The sequence below is a fragment of the Algibacillus agarilyticus genome (genome assembly GCF_003286125.1).
Taxonomy (GTDB): Bacteria; Pseudomonadota; Gammaproteobacteria; order Enterobacterales; family Alteromonadaceae; genus Algibacillus; species Algibacillus agarilyticus.
In genome coordinates this window covers 1-16,883 of sequence record NZ_QMED01000005.1, presented here as the reverse complement: position 1 = coordinate 16,883, position 16,883 = coordinate 1, and the positions used below count along the sequence as shown (strand labels likewise).

Sequence of the window (16,883 nt, the reverse complement as noted above, 5' to 3'; positions counted from 1 at the left end):
ATTAAACAAACTGCTTAACAAATGCCGTTATTTCTTCATCTTTACTGTTTTCGAAGAAGCATTGCTGGAAACGTTCTCCACCGACCGCTGTTTTTATTAATTCAGGATCTAACGCTTTTAAACCGTCTAAAAAGCTTTTAGCGGTAGCGAGTTTGACTTGATCTAAAATTCCCGCATTAGTGACTTGTGATTCTTTACGCTCTGGTGGATAACCTTGACCTCTTTCGCCGCCAAACGCTTTTTCAAAAATGTATTTAATGTTTAGTTCTGCACCCCAACCAAATCCTTTAGCAAAAGGAAGCGCGAGTGCGTTGCCGTTATTGATTTGTGCAAATAAGAAGGCATCTGATGGGTCAATACAATAGCCACATGCGACACCAGGGTATGCATTTAATGAAATTAAAGCGCCTTGGCCAGTACCACAACCCGACACAACAAAATCGACGGCTTTACTGTTTAATAATAAACTCGCGATAATACCTAAGTGGATATACGTTAAACGGTGATCATTGTCGCCATTCATACCCACATTAAAAATATCGTGACCTTGTTCTTGCCCTACCGCTTGTAATTGCGCTAATACAATTGGATTTTTAGCCGCTTGACTAAATTCATTCATGAGTGCGATTTTCATTGTTTACTCCTATTAGTATATATGGGCTTAGTATAGATTAATTATTTGTTTGTTTTGATTTAATTTAATTTAATTTGTTTGTTTTGTACTAAATTTGCAATGTTATTCGGATTGTCATTTTTCTTACAAGGTGTTTAGAACTAAAAATAATGGGGTTGGCAAAAGCAGCTTGACGAAATGTATCGGAGTATAAAAGAAAAATAATGATGTTTAATAAAGCAAATATTTTTAATTAAGCGGGTTGTTTGATACTTATCCGCGCTCATAAGTGATTAATGTTAGCCTAAGAAAAAAGCTCCAGCTTAATCCTTATTGGATCTATTAATGTTTATTCGCCGTTATCGAGTTTTTAAACCCAGTAAGGTGACCTGCTATTTACGACGATGATATAAGTATAGAGGTATAGAAAAAGGATATACGCATAAATTGGACTTAAGCACGGCCTAAGGTTTAAGCCGTGCTTAGCATACGTTTTAACTAAAAAGGGTCTTTCGGTTTAATTTTAATGATCTCTGCGTAATTAACAATTTGGTTTTCTTTGGTCCATTTGTCGATCATTGCCGTGAGCTTTTGAACTAATTCCGGTTTTTGCTTCGCTAAATTATTTGTTTCACCAGGGTCTTTATTTAAGTCATATAACTCATAAGCAATGCCTGGTTTTTTAAGTGTTTGCAAATACCAACCGGCTTCAATTAACAGTTTCCAACGCCCCTGATAAATAACACTTTGTTGGCCTTTATCGTTAAAATAAATGGCTTCTGGTGCTGTTGTTTTTTCACCTTTAAGTGTGGCTAACACATTACGACCATCTGGTTTTCTAGGCGTCGCACCGTGAAATTTTTCTGGGAAACGGGTATTCGTAATATCTAATAAAGTAGGCACAATATCACCTACCCAAACCAGATCATTGGTGATGGTGCCGGGTTTGATAACACCTGGCCAATTAGCAATGGCGTGCGCACGTGCACCGCCTTCCCATAAGAGGGCTTTAACACCTTTATAAGGCGAATTCATTAAATCACCTATGTGCGAAGCGGCTCCATTATCAGAAAAATATAAAATAAGCGTGTTTTCATACTCACCGGTTTTTTTCAAACCGGCGATCAGCTTGCCGACATTCTCATCTACTTTCTCCATCATGGCGGCATGAATGGCCGACTGTAAACGAAATTTCTCTATTTTAGCTTGGTCTTGTTTTGTCCATAAGTAGTTATTATTAGCGATGTTAACGTCTTTAGAAAATAAGCCAGCTTTAATTAATCCACTGTGTCTGTCATCCGCTATTTTTTGTAAATCGGCATAACGTTTTAAATATTTTTGCACAAGATCTTCTGGTGCTTGCAAAGGTTTATGTGGTGCACGATACGCAACATACATAAAGAAAGGCTTAGGATCGGCAGCCGCTGTGTTAATCATGTCAACCGCGCGATCGGTCATGCTGTCGGTTGCATGAAACACTTTACCCGACTTGCCATGACAACCACCATAACGTTTTTTGTTGTAGGCATTATTGGTGTAACAATGCATTTTATAGTTGTAATCGTATTTGAGTGTCGCTTTTTGATTGTCCTCGTAGTATTCGTGTTGATCTTCAGGTAAGTAAAACAGGTTGCCTTGCGCCCCATGAAATACAAAGCTTTTTTGAAAGCCGCGTTGAGGGGGCAAAGCTAAATAATCTAACTCCATTTCTTCTTGCGTTAATTTCATGCTAGGTGGGTGTGTTTTTTTCCAATAAGGGCTTAATAATTCAGGCTGTTCTTTTATATAACTGCCGCCTAAATGCCATTTACCAACCATTAATGTTTGATAGCCATTACTGCCTAACATTTCAGAGATTAACGGTTGCTCGTAAGGTAAGCGACCTCGGTGCGCTTTAAAAGGTAATTCGCGCACCCAATCACCCACCACACCGCCGCCAAAGCCAACATGTGCAGCATCAACACCGGTTAATAAGGTTGCGCGCGTCGGGCTGCAGCGAGCATTTGTATAAAAGTCACTAAAGCGCATACCTTCATTGGCAAGTTGATCTAAGTTTGGGGTGTCTATTTCCCCCCCAAAACTACCGAGATCGGTATAGCCTGAATCATCCGATAAAATGACGATAATATTAGGTCGTTTATCTGCACTTTGGCTAGTAAACGCGATCAGCGTAAAGAGTAAAATCGATAATATTGAAATGCATTTTTTCATAATAATATTGTATGTTGTTGACAATGTAGCTTGAGTATAGGTTAACTTTTATTTAATTACACTTTTAATTTATCGTTTCTTGAATTCAATCATTAAGACTCATATTCAAAATAAAACCGCTTTTTAGTGCATGAAAGTAACTTGGTGCTAAACCCAAGTTACTTGAGTCTATTTTTGTACTGAATTTTATCGACGGGGTAAAACTGCGCTATGTTGAATATTTTGGATGATAACGGTTGATATTTTTCCTCCATCATCTGCAAAAGTAACGTCAACATTATTGTCTTTTTTCAGTAATCTATAAGGGAAAGGGATCTCTAGCACCCCAAAGAAGCTATTTCTGGCTTTGCCTTTTTCACCTGCGGCATTATGGTTTTGATCATAACCTCTAAAGTCATCAGGTAAATTAATTAAAGAACCATTTATTTTAATTGTCGGCGTTAAACTTTTGGTAAAGTCTCGCCCCACACCTAAACGTAAAATAGCATCTCCTTGCTTAGCGACATCTAATCCATTCACTTTAAAGCTCTGTATTTTGTTTGCGCTTATCGTTTGTGTCATTTTGTCGGCATAATGACGACTTTCTTGTAAATAATATTTTTGCTTGACGGCATTCTCGAGTTCAATAACTAACACAATGGTGGCTTCGCCTTGTAAAGTTAGGTTTTTAGGGAACTGATTGCCTAATGATTTCTCTTTATATTTAACGATCTTGTCATCACCTAAATATAAAACGCGTTGTGTTACGTGTTTTATATTCTTTGCTTGAATACCTAACATCGATAAATCGAGTGCGGAGTCGGCAAACTCTAAACTATTAGCAATAACATAGAGTGTTTTGTCGTTTAAATAAGCATCGACTTGAATATCCGGATCGGTGGCGCGGGTATCTAAGCGTTTACCGCTTACGCCGTTCCATAAGTCATAAAAATAAATCAAATCGGAGAATGTCCACTTTTCGCCTGTTTGCCCCGGTCGTTCTTTTTGTTGGATCATTAACCGCCAATAATAGGGTATATCTGGTGCATTTCGTCCCCATTCTGCTTTGAGCGGAATAAAGGGTAATGATTGTTCAATGCGATCGGGGCGTTCTAAAAATTGCATGATCATGGCATTAAAGGCTTTTAATTGCAGCCAATCACGTTCTGAGCTCCAAGGTTGGTTATACATGCCGTGTAATTGTGAGCCGTATTCTGACACGACAATGGGTATTAAGGTTTGCCATTCAATCGCCATGTAAGCATCTAGCATATCCAGTGTGGCTTCCATATTTGAGCCTTTGCGATATTGTTCACGAGTAACACTGCCGTACGGAATATTCGGAAAATCGTATAAATGGATGCTAATAAAGTCCATCTTTTTGCCGGCGACTTCCATAAAGTGCTTATCGATTGTTTCCCACTCATTAAAGTTGTCTACTTCATAATTCGGAAATGCGACAGTATAGCCGCCAATCAGTACTTCTTTATCATGTTTGCGAATTTCGTCGGCCACGTTAGCGTGAAAGCGCATAACTTGATCAACGGTTGCTGCATGATGGTTACCTGGGTATTCGACGAGTTCAAATAAAGGCTCATTCATTATTTCGATATATTTAGGCTTGAGTTGTCCGACTGAATCGCTGTTACGGCCACGAAAAAATTGGGCGATGTATTGCCCCATAAAATCGCCAACCGCACTGCCTAGCGGTTCTTCTGGGGTATCTGTTGTCGCAAAATGCCACGGTTTTTTGATAAACGTGCCTACTTTTGCGCCACCGTCTGGCCAGTATGGGCGTTGTTGTGCGCCGACTATAAGCCGAGAGTTACGTTTTTCGTAAGCGAGCGCCACTTTTGCTTGTTCATCAGGGTTATTGTTGTACCACCACCGATAATCACCACCTAATTTTTTTAGTGTATCGCTATTGGCCCAGCCTTTACGATTTGGATCTTCTTCTGTGTTAATGACTATCCATTTCATTGAGCCCGTATCACGGCCAAAATAGACATCGCGTTTATCCATAACTTCGCCGATTAAGTTTTCAAGCTCATTTTCTTGATTGAGGCTTTGTGGGTTTTTTCCCCACCAGTCGTGGCCATTATTGGTTTCGTGGATCGTGATATAACGCTCTCGCTCAAATTGATCAAATGTGCCAACTTTATGCGTCACCTCGGTATTGATTTGTATTTTAACTGGTGTGCCGGGGGCGGCTATTGTGTTTAAACTGCACAGAAATAAAGTTACTGTCGATACAAATAAAGCCGTTAACGTGAATGAGTGCATAAGCAGCCTCAAGCAATTAATTAATGTTAAAAAAGTATAGATGCTAAATTCGAAATCAACTATGTATGCATGACGATTGCTAACGAGGTGAGTAGTAATGAAACGGCGGGTGCTGCTTTTATCTTGTCGTTGCTCGTATTAATCGGCTTAGGGCTGGCGGTTATGCGATATTATAAAAATAATGGCTTAAAGTCGTCCAAACCCTGAAGTCACTTAACGTTTATTTTAAATGATTTTTAATCATACCGGTTTTTGTTAGAACACTTTAGGTTGCATCCCAGAGCGGAACGTTTAAAAAGGTTGATATTGTTTGAGCGTCTTCAAGAATAGAATTATGTTGAGCGTGATCGATAATACAAACCCGTCGTAAATTTTTGAAAACCAAATTGATTTCATAACTATTGTAATTCGATGTTCGTCCACCGCTTCCTTTACTGCTCACGTGTTCCCCCACAATTTGTATGGCATGTACCTCATTAATATTTTCAGATAATAAAGGCGACGGATCGAATTTTTGTAGCGCAACGTGCTTCTTTTCATATATTGAATTGTTGGCCTTATCAAAATAGATCGTTTTAAGTTCTTTCGCTAAGAGTTTAAAAGGTATGGCGGCAAAAATAGCACTAAAAATAGTTTGCATTATGTCACCGTTAATTGCCCCTGTTATAGCAAACAAAAAACCAAAGCCAACAAAAGCGCCTAAAAACAAGCGAAAAAAAGGTGATGGTTTGATACTTATTTTTTGATTATCAATGGTTTCTAACGTGCTGGTTTTAAAGTTTGAGCCGCCTTCTTTAGCGGGGGTCCATTTTATTTGTGTTGCGATTGGGTCGTCGGTATCGGTTAATTTTAACTCGACTTTATTAATATCTATTTTCATCAAAATGGTCCTTTTAATAGCAAGCTTGCAAAGTAACTTGTTTTTGTTGTTATTTTAGTGAGTTGAGGTTATCTAAGTTTACAGGGGGGAATGATAAATAAAAACAGCTTAAACCGGTCATGCTAGGTTGTTATTGGTTTGTGTAAGTTTGAATGAGGTTGGTTTGTGAATGTAATTAACCTATTTTAACCATACGGGTAAGCAAGTTTGGTAAGGTTAGCTATACTTTGATTTATAATTAATTCAGTAAAATGTTATATCGCGACAATGAAGTTTTATGTTTTTGACTGTTTATTTAAGATTATCAATGTTCACCCGCTTAAACCTGTTTTTGCCATCATGCTTATTAAGTTGAGGTGGCTATTTGTGACAAAGTTTGATGAGTTAATTATCGGTTACTACAACCCAAGTTTGGAGTGCATATGTTTAAAAAATTAAAACTTTTGAAAAACAAGATGCTACTAATTTGTAGCTTGCCTTTAATTGTTATTTCGGTCGTCTTGTCTTGGGGCACAATTTCAGAGCTTGGATCCTTTAAACAACAGCAAATCGAACATGAACGCCATGCATTACTCGCTCAAAAAAAGAATGAGCTTAAATCTATTGTTTTAGTTGCGTTGTCTGGCATGCAAGATATTTTAAATCGCCCAGCTTCAGTTGAACGTGATCAAGCGGTTATATCTTATTTACTTAACCTTAATTTTGGTGATGGCACTTATTTTTTTATAAATAGTTACGATATGTATTCAATTGCTAATGGTCGGGTAGGGCCTAGAGCTAAAAAAAAGCTGAATATTGATCGTGTGAAGCTTGATGGCAAAAAGCATCCACTTGATATAATGGTTGAAGTTGCTAAACAAGGAGGGGGCTTTATTCACTACACCGCGTTTAAAAAATTGGGTGATAAAACACAAGCCCCGAAACTTGCCTATGCGCAAAACATACCAGGTTATGATTGGTTGATCGGAACAGGGTATTTTATTGATGATATTGAAGTAGGGGTTCAAGCTAAGATTAAAAGCTTTGATTCCACACTGGAACGCATTATGACGAAAACGGTCATTACCGCATGCATCATTATTATTATTTCATTGATGGTTTGTTTTATCTCTGTAATGCGCGCTTTAAAGCCACTGGATAATATGAATGAAGCGCTTTACGACATTGCGCATGGTGAAGGTGATTTAACTCATCGCCTGAGAGTGGAGTCTGAAGATGAGATCGGTCGATGTGCTAAGTCCTTTAATGATTTTTTGAATAAAATACATAAAACAGTCAAATCGGTTAAAAATGAAGCATTAATTATAGATAAAGCAACGATTAGGTTAGATGATTCATCTCGAGTGAGCTTGAACTTAGTTGAAGAGCAACGCATTAAAACAGAATACTTGAATCAGGTCATCTATGAAATGGTCGCAAGTGCACAAGAAATAACTAATCATGGGAATACCGCTGCAAATGCCGCGAATATAGCCAGTGAGGAAGCGACTAATACATCAGAAGCATTAATGTCTGCGGTACAAAAATTAGATGACTTAAACGTTGATATTAATCAATCGTCTTTAGCGATGAATGAATTAGAAAAAGAAACTGACGAGATTGATACGGTTTTAAAAGTTATTCAACAAATAGCAGAGCAAACTAATTTATTAGCGCTTAATGCCGCTATTGAAGCTGCAAGAGCGGGTGAGCAAGGTCGTGGCTTTGCTGTAGTCGCCGATGAAGTTAGAACGCTTGCAATTCGAACTCAAGACAGCACTGTAGAAATTAAAGCCATGATCGATAAGTTACAATTAGGGGCTCGAAAGGTGGCATCCGCCATGTTGGTTATTAAAGATTCAAGTTTGGATGCGAAAGAAGTCGCAGCAGCGTCACAATCTTCACTTGAAAAAGTGAATGGGTCTATTCAAGTGATAAATGAAGTTAATGCGGTTGTCGCGACTGCCGCATCGCAGCAAATGAGCGTAACTGAAGATTTGAATGCCAACTTACATGACTTAGCAGAGCTAACGGGTAACACTGAACAAGAAGTCAGAATTGTCACCGAAACGGGTAATAACCTTAAATTAAATGTTAAAACGCTAACTGAAGAAATGGGAAGCTTTACGGTTTAATTGATTTTAAAGTTAATCGAGACTATTAGTTATAGTTAAGGACACATTGTTACTTTTATACCCAAGTCACTTCAAGATGCGAGTTCAGAGTCCCTGAGCGATTTTAATTCTAGGCGTATTAAGGCAGGAATGTAGTCCCCTTTCAAGTTAATACAACAACGAAGTAAAAGCGCTCAGGGGCTCCGTCCCGGTGGGTTTTAAATTGATTTATGCTGTGTTAAACAGACTTAATTTAACCCGTTAAACTTGCATCTGTTTGCCTCGCCTACAGGACGTAGGTGCTTAGCGTGAGCAGGATGCGGAAGCTGTGCCTAAATCAATTTAAATTCCCACTGAATCCTGCAGCTTAAAGTCACTTGGGTATAACTAATAAGGGAACTTGGAGTTAGCGATGAATAAATTTGAAAATAATATTATTCAACAAAACGATGAGCATTTCAGGGCGTTGTTAACCGCGTTGCCTAACGTGTCGGTGCAGGGATACGATAAAGATCGTCGGGTTGTATATTGGAACCACGCCAGTGAGTTGCTCTATGGCTACACTGAAGCAGAAGCAATGGGTAATCTGCTAGAAGACCTAATTATTCCGGATTTTATGCGCCAAGGTGTTATTGATGCTCACCACGCTTGGGTTAATGACGGCGTTGCTATTCCTGCCGGTGAACTTGAATTAAAGCACAAGCAAGATCATTTGGTGCCTGTTTATTCAAGCCACGTTATGTTGTATCAGCATACAGATAACCCTGAAATGTATTGTGTTGATGTTGATCTATCAGGGCAACGCAACAAAGAAAAACAAGTTAAATACCTCACTCAATTTGATAAACAAACGGGCTTGCACAACAAAGACAGTTTATTTAGTTATGCAAAAAAACTCACAGCCACTAATTCAAAGGAGCCAGAATCTCACGTTGCTATTTTTGTAGGCATTGATGATTTAACACATACTAACAATGCTTATGGTTACAGTGCTGGCGACAAAGTGATAGCACAAGTTGTTGAACGGTTAACCAGTAGCATTAGACCCCAAGATTATATTGCTCGATACAGTGGTGACGTGTTTGTTATTTTAATAACGCTAGATACCCAGTCTGATCTGCTTGAGCAAACCCTTGCTAATATTCGAAAATCAGGCCGAACCCCTTGCACTGTTAATAACGAACAGAAAATAATTACGCTAAGTGCGGGCATTTGTATTAACGAAGCGGTATTTGACCCTGAAGCATCTAACTCAAATATCGATTTTTTAAAAAACGCCGAAGCGGCCATGAACCACGCTAAAAATGCCGGTAAAAACCAATATTTGTTTTATGAGCCAGAATTCGATCATCAACTACAACGTTCATATTCTATTTTGTCTGCGCTAAATACTGCCGCAGAAAACAATGAGTTTTGTTTGGTTTATCAACCGCAGTTCGATCAAGCTCAAAATATCGTGAGCTGCGAGGCGCTTTTACGTTGGCAACATCCAACAATGGGCGCTATTTCACCTGCGGAATTTATTCCACTTGCCGAAAGCAAAAACAAAATGCAAGGTATCGATAGTTGGGTGGTTAACGCGGTTATAAAACAAGTTAAGCAATGGTTACATAATGGGGTTAACCCCGCACCTGTATTTATTAATTTATCTGGACAAAGTTTATGCGACATTGATTTTATCAACCAGCTTGTCGCGCAGTTAGATTATTCGGCTATCCCCTACGAAAAAATCGGTATCGAAATTACAGAATATGCGTTAATTTTAGAAAATGATGTATTAATACAGCAGATGAAGTGGTTACAAACACATGGCATTGCTATAGCGCTTGATGATTTTGGTACGGGGTATTCATCGTTAAGTTATCTTACTCAATTCCCGATCGATTTTATTAAAATAGATAAGTCGTTTGTGTTTAATGCACCCTGCAATCAGCAAGATGCTGCCATTATCAAAGCCATTTTTGCTTTGTCAGCGAGCTTAGAGTTAAAAGTGATCTGTGAAGGCGTTGAAACGGAACAACACTTAGGTTTTATTCAACAGCAAACAAGCAGTGCTATCATACAAGGCTATTTGTTTTCAAAACCCATACCCCCATCAGATTTCGAAAAACTAATATTAATTGAGCCTATTCGTTAGTTAAGGGTTAGATTGATTTAGCGCCGCTCATCACCGAGCTGTTAAGTTTACAGTGTTTATGATGTTAAGAAGACAATCTGTCGGTAAGCAATACAGTCTAATATAAGCTACTTGTGTGATTGCTTCCTACTTATTAGTGATTCAGCGTAAATTTAATGCGATTAATCCAGTGTTTTATTTACTCTATTATTTGAAAATGACAGTCTATTGCCTGCGTTCGTAATGGAATTAATGCTTGATATTCTTCAGAAGCATACCAAGATTCCGCGAGTTCTTTACTCGGAAATTGGATTATCGCTTGAACGTTATAATCGTATTGCCCGCATAGCGGCAATACACTGCCTTTAACTAAAAATTCACCTTCAAATTTTGCTACGGTCGGGGCCGCTTGTGTACTGTACGCTTTTAATTTTTCGGTATCTTTGATGTTAAAACCAATTACTACATAAGTTGTCATATTTTTTCCTGTTTAGGTTTAATAGGATGTGAGTAAATCTTGACATTTATTATGCTCGTGGCGTTTAATCAAGACAATAATAAAAAATTAAACTCTAAGTTAAGAATAATGAACACGAGTAAGCAATTATCTCGCCTAATGGTTTTCAGCACCGTCGTCTCTAAAAAGTCTTTCACACAGGCGGCTAAGCACTTAAATATTTCAAAATCGGCAGTTAGTCAGCAAATTACCTTGCTGGAATCTGAATTAGGTGTTCGATTATTAAACCGAACAACAAGAGGGGTATCGATCACACCGATTGGTGAAAAAGTGGTTAAACGGTGTTTAGTACTTCAAGATCAAGTTGATTTATTATTTAATGATCTTAAAAATGCAGGCGAAGTGCCAAAAGGTCGAGTTGTAATAACGTATCCTTTTAGTTTACAAAAGGCGGTCATTTTGCCCGCCATCGAACAGCTATGTCGAGAGTTTCCAGGTTTAGAGCCTGAGTTAATTGCCGATGATTCGAGTTTAGATTTGATCAGTCATAAAATCGATATCGCGGTACACATCGGAGAACTGCCTGATAGTACTTATCGGGCATTACCAGCCGGAAACTTAACTGAAATTTTTTGTGCAACGCCGCTTTATATAAATCGAAACCCTAACATTCAGCACGCTCAAGACTTGTGTCATTACAATTGGATTGCCACAGGATGGCAACAAGCGCGTGTTGAAGTCACCGATAATACTAATGGCTCGGTAGATATCATTAGATTAAAACAGTTTTCAAAAACGAATACATTGCTTACGACCATTGAAATGGTCATGATGCATATGGGGTTTGCTTTGATCCCGCATGTCGTTGCTCAACCCTTAATTAAGAGCGGCGATTTGATGCAAATTGCCCCGAATTTTTCGGGATCACAATGGCCCATTTATACATTACACGCTTATAAAAGTGAGAAACCAATTTATATCACTCGATTTCACCAATTGATTTGCAGGCTTATTGAGGGTTTGTAGCACGGGAGTATCTAAGTTGGGTATACCCTATAAATTATCGCTTGCCTATTTAATTACGCGCTAAAAATTAAGTGGATTTATTATGCGCGGGTAGAGGGGGGGATACTTTAGGTTACCGATTAGCTTTTCCAAGACTTAAGAATTTTCTTCTGGCTTAACATGCTATAAACCCACTCTCTACCTTCTTTTTTCTTTGTAAAAAGCTTCAACTCTACAAGGCCATTTAATACATTGGCTGCTGTGTTATATGCACATCCTTGGCTACCGATTAGCACTACTTTTTATCACTATAAGATTTTAATAAATTTAAAATTTCACTTTTATCTGGAGCTCTATCTATAAGTTCGTTTAGGCTGTAGCCTTCTTTGTCGAGAAGTAGAGAAACAAATAAATGATACCTAACGTAAAGCCCTGACTTTTCAGTTAACCGCCATTCGTTATTATTAAATTGATCTAGGTTATCTTCAAAATCGAAGGATTCTTTCGCAATATAATCAGGGTATCCCTCTCTTAACCATTTGGGCAGATCGCTAAAGTGTGAAATAACACCTACACGTTCAAACATTAATGCGTGTCCAACTTCATGTGTAATGAAGTAAATTAAATCTCTTTCTTGTGCATCTGCAAGTTTACCTGAAGGTGGAATTAATGTGTTACCTGCGATATCTGAAGGTCTAAAAAAAATATTATGATTATTCCCGATACAGAATGCACCAACGTTTTGATAGTAAATAGGCATTGATACAATACCCCAACGCCAATATTCAGTTGGTATATAAACGTTATATGTTTGTTCGGCGCTATATAATTCAGATCTTTTTAAACGTATTAGAACTTCATCTGTTATTGTCTTAATGTTTTTCGGGATCGCTTTATCACTATGGATAACCAAATTATCGTTAATGAATTTATGTGAATATAGAAAAGATGGAAACTCTAAAAGATACCAATACCCAGAAAAAACAAGAGTAAATATAACTAAAATCCATTTCAATTTATTGAGAATCAAACTCTAAACTCCGTGAGTAGTGCTAACTAGCTTGTAGAATTATGTTGTGGGGGCTGAGGTTTAGATACCCTTGGCTACCCGATTATATTTTTTTACTTGGCCATACCAGTAAAGCTAAATGTATTACTGGTATACAAAATAGAGCAGTAAACCACTTGTTAAGCCCCATATCTGAAACACGCTTAAAACAAAGGTAAATATGTAAGGGTATCTGTAAGTACCAGACAGAAAAAAAGTTAAACTGAAAGCCCTTTGCTATATTTCCAGACTCGTAGAGTTTAACCTTTTTTTCTATGCCGCCGAGATCAATTCCAAAATACAGCATAATTAGTGATGCAAATATAGGTAAAGCAATCCAGATCAAAACCATACCCCAGAAAAAGTCGCTGCGACCGTAAATTATCTTTTGACATTTGTTCACCGCAATAGGCTTATCATTAATTATTTGATTATCCATTTACACCTAGACTCGATTAAAAATATACGCTTAATAGTGCGTGCGTGTTTCTAGGATATCCATTAATAAAGCACCACTTTGACTTATTGCTGATATAACCAAAAACGTGTGCTACTGGTATCGTTAGTACCCTAACTAAAGGCTTAAAATCCTAGGTTTATTAGTGCCTGTCCCGCATGAATTGTTATGTTTTAAGGACTACGAAATAAAGACAGAACCCTATCTATTAAAGTTTGTTTTTTAGGTATTACTTTCTTTGGCTTAGGAACGTTCTTACACACATTTAAATCTCTATTTGGTTTTGGTATATACCCTAGTGCTTTAGATCGTTCGAGCCAATACTGCTGTTTATCATGGTCTTGAGCTACGCCCTTACCAGACTTGTACATTTCACTTAAATTAAATGCAGCGCTGCCATTCCCTAGGTTATATGATTCAGTGTAGAGTGACACAGCTAAATTCCAATCGTTAGCTCTGCTAGCGTCTATAGCTTGATAAAAAAGTTCATTTGACTTGGGGTCTATCTTAAATTTTGGTACAAATCCAAGTTCTTTGGCGCGGTCAAGCCAATACTGCTGTTTATCATGGTCTCGAACAACACCCATACCCGTCTTGTACATTTCACTTAGATTAAAAGCAGCGCTGCCACTCCCTAGGTTATATGCTTGAGTAAACAGAGAGACTGCTAAATCCCAATCTGCTGCAATAATCGCATCTGCCCCAGCACGAATTAACCCTTCCTCTTTTGTCATTAATAGCCCCGAATTTGATTAAAACATAACGCTTAATAGTGCGTGATTTTCGCATTTTTCTGCTCAATCCGCGCGCATTATTATACTGACTGTATTTTTAACAAATACGCTAACGCATTGCTATTTATATTGTTTATTTACAGATGAAAATTTAACAACGATAAAATGCGCAACTGGTTTATTAGTGCCTGCTGAGATGGTCCCGAATGAGTTTAGTGCTGGAAAACCAGCACTGCAGATGATGAATCAACCTATCTAGAAGCCTTGAAAAGTAAGGAGTCACAGCTCTTAAAATATGCGGTAGAAAGTAAACTTTAATGCTTGCTGCCCACCTCAGGGCGTGTTGTTATCAATGTTTACTATGCTCAAACCAAATGTCAAAGTTACATCTAGCCCTTTTTCTTCTATGGCTTTACCATCTACTATTTTAGGTCTGTATCGCCACTTCTTTAGTGCTCTACGAGCTGATCTTTCAAAAACACCTTGTGGTTTTGCATCCAATACTTTGACATTTTCAACATATCCTTCAGACGTTATATCAAACCCTAACTTCACCCAACCTCTGATTCCATTTCTTAGTGCGAACTCAGGGTATACAGGTTCCATTCGAATAAAGCTTGTATTTTGATTTTCTGTACTAGCGCACGATACTAAAAATAACGCGAATACTATTACTAAAAGTTTTTTCATAGCTTTCCTATATTGCTAACGCTTAATTATGCGCGATGTGCGCATTTTCCTACCAAATCCGCGCGCATTATTATACTGACTATATTTTTAACAAACACGCAAACGAATTACTATTGATATTGTTTGTTTACTGATAAAAGGTTATCAACGATAAAAATTCGCAACTTGCGCATTTTCTTGAATAGAGGAGCAAAGAACAGGACTTGCACATAAATACAGTGCTATAGTCAAAGCGATCGGGTTTTAGGGGCAGGTTTCTCGTTCCAGACGAAACCGAAGTACTTACATCCATGTAAGCAAAGCCGTCAAAGCTACCGCGTCCTGCTCTCGCCCCTTACCTGCATCCATGCAGGCAAGGGGCGAGACCCCATGAGCATATGCTCTATTATGTGATTGGGGCGAGTAAGCGCTGACAATGAACCATAAAACCTGAGCGAGAAGACTATATATGCATGTTTCTAAGACATCTATTAATAAAGCATGCTGGTATCAACCCAAAACCGTGTGCACTTTAAGTGGCTTAAAGGCTTAGTTAATGTTTAATTAATACCTTGGCCGATGAAGTGTTTAAATTTTTCAGGGCTGCCATTTTCGTCACCTAATAACAAAAAATACACCATACCGGCATCAGAAATATCGGCGACCTGATCAGGGTGTCTTTGCATACGCTGATACATCCACGATACACTTTCATCTGAATGATTTTTCATCCATTGCCATACCGACCAATCCTGTTTTGAATTCCATAATAAATTTGGATCCCATTGACCATTTTGATCTTTAATTCGACGATATTGAATGCGATCACCACTGAGTTTGATGGCTTGGGGTAACGTATGGTGTTTTTCGCTATCTGGTACTGGGTTTTTATCATACTGGCTGTCACCACGGCGTAAATGGTTATCGTTATAACCACTATGTGATAACACATAAACATGGGCTAAACTGTCGATTTTACCGTGGGCAATAACTTGTTTCACCGCTCGATAAAAAAACTCTGCCGGCCCCATATGCACAAAATATAAAGGGTCATCTTTAGTGGATACTTCAATAACCTTAACCAAATGGTTGAGTGCATGTTTGTAGTGAGTTGTCACATCAAAGAAATTAGCATTATCGTAATGCCAATGTTTAATCGCCCCTTGTATGCCAACTGCCATTTCATTTATTGCTGTGGTATGAGCCGCTGAATCGATAAAGTTGTTGTACGAGAAATGCACTAAATTATGCTGGCGTTTTAGCTTGGCTATTATGGCTAAGGTAGCCGGTGTTGCGCCCCAATCATCAGGGTCGGCTCTTGGCCAAAAATGTAATTTATCAGGCTGATTATTACCATCGGCGCTGATCGCTATCCGATTGTTGTTGTAATTCCATCCTGTTGCAAATGCAATATTTGCAACAAACAGTAAGCATATTGTTATTAACGTTTTCATTATTGTTTAACCTTGATCTATAAATGATTCAACCCAGTTGCAACTAAACACAAAGTAATTGTTATTATTTAAATATACACTTATAAAAATATAAATTCACTTATGAATTTATTTGTCAATTTATTTAAGTGACGTAACGTTACAGGTTATCTTTAACGTTATAGGTCATGTTAAGTGTATCCCTAGCATTGAACAGGATAGATTTAATGAGCTATATTCCATCTGTCATTGCATTGCAGGCGCAGCAAAACAAAAAAAGTGGAACTTTAGCCCGATTGGCGAATTTAAGTAAATTATTCGATTTTTTTACTGCAAAAAAAAACCGATAGATTAGAAAGCGGCTTAAATGAAGCCAAGCACCTAAAAGAAATTGAAATAGTCATCGAGGTGTTTGGCAAAACAACTGATTTTAATTCAACTGAAGATGCTTCGGTTAGAGTGTCTATGTCGCGCTTACGTAAAAAACTCGAACAATATAGTCAAAGCGATCGGGTTTTAGGGGCAGGTTTCTCGTTCCAGACGAAACCGAAGTACTTACATCCATGTAAGCAAAGCCGTCAAAGCTACCGCGTCCTGCTCTCGCCCCTTACCTGCATCCATGCAGGCAAGCTTCGAGACGCCATGAGCATATGCTCTACTATGTGATTGGGGCCGCCTAAATGGATTTCATATGTAGGATCTTAAGAAAAAAAGAGGTGTCTTCGCGCTCAATTTGTGATCTTATTGGTTCACCAAAACTGATAAAAAGACAAACAAACGCGAAGACAATGAAACTTACAACTTTAACAGATAAAATCCAAGCCATTTTTGATCCTAAAACACTTTTTTCAATGGCTCGAAGCGTGAAATTGGTTGAACGCAGTCGCCAATTTAACCCTTACCAT

At 38.1% G+C, this 16,883-nt stretch carries 13 protein-coding genes; 3 read left to right on the top strand and 10 right to left on the bottom strand.

Annotated features, from left to right (window positions below; translation table 11 throughout):
• Position 1: 1 nt before the first annotated feature.
• From DPX34_RS05970 to DPX34_RS05955, 4 genes are all read right to left on the bottom strand, one after another.
• Positions 2–634, bottom strand: coding sequence for an RpiB/LacA/LacB family sugar-phosphate isomerase (locus DPX34_RS05970; RefSeq protein ID WP_111977506.1), 633 nt, complete (start codon positions 632–634; stop codon positions 2–4).
• 477 nt (positions 635–1,111) lie between these two features.
• Complete coding sequence (locus DPX34_RS05965) at positions 1,112–2,824, bottom strand: sulfatase-like hydrolase/transferase (protein ID WP_111977505.1); 1,713 nt, start codon at positions 2,822–2,824, stop codon at positions 1,112–1,114.
• Between the two features lie 186 nt (positions 2,825–3,010).
• The gene (locus tag DPX34_RS05960; protein ID WP_111977504.1) at positions 3,011–5,086 is read right to left on the bottom strand and encodes an agarase; all 2,076 of its coding nucleotides are present in this window, start codon (positions 5,084–5,086) and stop codon (positions 3,011–3,013) included.
• 265 nt (positions 5,087–5,351) lie between these two features.
• Positions 5,352–5,966: a hypothetical protein gene (locus DPX34_RS05955; RefSeq protein WP_111977503.1), complete on the bottom strand. Its 615-nt coding sequence runs from the start codon at positions 5,964–5,966 to the stop codon at positions 5,352–5,354.
• Between the two features lie 422 nt (positions 5,967–6,388).
• Here DPX34_RS05955 and DPX34_RS05950 point away from each other — a divergent pair, with 422 nt between their 5' ends.
• Together DPX34_RS05950 and DPX34_RS05945 are read left to right on the top strand one after the other, a co-directional pair.
• A complete protein-coding gene (locus DPX34_RS05950; RefSeq protein WP_111977502.1) occupies positions 6,389–8,080 on the top strand; it encodes a methyl-accepting chemotaxis protein in 1,692 nt (563 codons plus the stop codon).
• 391 nt (positions 8,081–8,471) lie between these two features.
• Positions 8,472–10,196 carry a putative bifunctional diguanylate cyclase/phosphodiesterase gene (locus DPX34_RS05945; RefSeq protein ID WP_111977501.1) on the top strand — a complete coding sequence of 575 codons (1,725 nt, stop codon included), beginning with the start codon at positions 8,472–8,474 and terminating at the stop codon, positions 10,194–10,196.
• Between the two features lie 178 nt (positions 10,197–10,374).
• On the opposite strand, the gene DPX34_RS05940 is transcribed toward DPX34_RS05945, so the two are convergent.
• Positions 10,375–10,653, bottom strand: coding sequence for a DUF1330 domain-containing protein (locus DPX34_RS05940; protein WP_111977500.1), 279 nt, complete (start codon positions 10,651–10,653; stop codon positions 10,375–10,377).
• Positions 10,654–10,692: 39 nt separating this feature from the next.
• Here DPX34_RS05940 and DPX34_RS05935 point away from each other — a divergent pair, with 39 nt between their 5' ends.
• Complete coding sequence (locus DPX34_RS05935; RefSeq protein ID WP_232824670.1) at positions 10,693–11,658, top strand: LysR family transcriptional regulator; 966 nt, start codon at positions 10,693–10,695, stop codon at positions 11,656–11,658.
• 274 nt (positions 11,659–11,932) lie between these two features.
• On the opposite strand, the gene DPX34_RS05930 is transcribed toward DPX34_RS05935, so the two are convergent.
• The 5 genes from DPX34_RS05930 to DPX34_RS05910 all read right to left on the bottom strand — a co-directional run bounded on the left by DPX34_RS05930 (position 11,933) and on the right by DPX34_RS05910 (position 15,999).
• Positions 11,933–12,667 (bottom strand): hypothetical protein, encoded by a 735-nt coding sequence (locus DPX34_RS05930; RefSeq protein WP_157964630.1) that lies wholly within the window; start codon positions 12,665–12,667, stop codon positions 11,933–11,935.
• A gap of 82 nt (positions 12,668–12,749) precedes the next feature.
• Positions 12,750–13,124 (bottom strand): DUF805 domain-containing protein, encoded by a 375-nt coding sequence (locus DPX34_RS05925; RefSeq protein WP_111977498.1) that lies wholly within the window; start codon positions 13,122–13,124, stop codon positions 12,750–12,752.
• Between the two features lie 191 nt (positions 13,125–13,315).
• Positions 13,316–13,876, bottom strand: a complete 561-nt coding sequence (locus DPX34_RS05920; RefSeq protein ID WP_111977497.1) for a tetratricopeptide repeat protein — start codon at positions 13,874–13,876, stop codon at positions 13,316–13,318.
• A gap of 333 nt (positions 13,877–14,209) precedes the next feature.
• The gene (locus DPX34_RS05915; RefSeq protein ID WP_111977496.1) at positions 14,210–14,566 is read right to left on the bottom strand and encodes an energy transducer TonB; all 357 of its coding nucleotides are present in this window, start codon (positions 14,564–14,566) and stop codon (positions 14,210–14,212) included.
• 539 nt (positions 14,567–15,105) lie between these two features.
• Entirely contained in the window at positions 15,106–15,999 is an 894-nt protein-coding gene (locus tag DPX34_RS05910) for a hypothetical protein (RefSeq protein ID WP_111977495.1), read from the bottom strand.
• Between the last annotated feature and the right edge of the window lie 884 nt (positions 16,000–16,883).

Excerpts from the sequence above, each read along its gene's own strand:
- DPX34_RS05970 (WP_111977506.1), bottom strand. The coding sequence starts at position 634 with ATGAAAATCGCACTCATGAATGAATTTAGTCAAGCGGCTAAAAATCCA.
- DPX34_RS05965 (WP_111977505.1), bottom strand. The coding sequence starts at position 2,824 with ATGAAAAAATGCATTTCAATATTATCGATTTTACTCTTTACGCTGATC.
- DPX34_RS05960 (WP_111977504.1), bottom strand. The coding sequence starts at position 5,086 with ATGCACTCATTCACGTTAACGGCTTTATTTGTATCGACAGTAACTTTA.
- DPX34_RS05955 (WP_111977503.1), bottom strand. The coding sequence starts at position 5,966 with ATGAAAATAGATATTAATAAAGTCGAGTTAAAATTAACCGATACCGAC.
- DPX34_RS05950 (WP_111977502.1), top strand. The coding sequence starts at position 6,389 with ATGTTTAAAAAATTAAAACTTTTGAAAAACAAGATGCTACTAATTTGT.
- DPX34_RS05945 (WP_111977501.1), top strand. The coding sequence starts at position 8,472 with ATGAATAAATTTGAAAATAATATTATTCAACAAAACGATGAGCATTTC.
- DPX34_RS05940 (WP_111977500.1), bottom strand. The coding sequence starts at position 10,653 with ATGACAACTTATGTAGTAATTGGTTTTAACATCAAAGATACCGAAAAA.
- DPX34_RS05925 (WP_111977498.1), bottom strand. The coding sequence starts at position 13,124 with ATGGATAATCAAATAATTAATGATAAGCCTATTGCGGTGAACAAATGT.
- DPX34_RS05920 (WP_111977497.1), bottom strand. The coding sequence starts at position 13,876 with ATGACAAAAGAGGAAGGGTTAATTCGTGCTGGGGCAGATGCGATTATT.
- DPX34_RS05915 (WP_111977496.1), bottom strand. The coding sequence starts at position 14,566 with ATGAAAAAACTTTTAGTAATAGTATTCGCGTTATTTTTAGTATCGTGC.
- DPX34_RS05910 (WP_111977495.1), bottom strand. The coding sequence starts at position 15,999 with ATGAAAACGTTAATAACAATATGCTTACTGTTTGTTGCAAATATTGCA.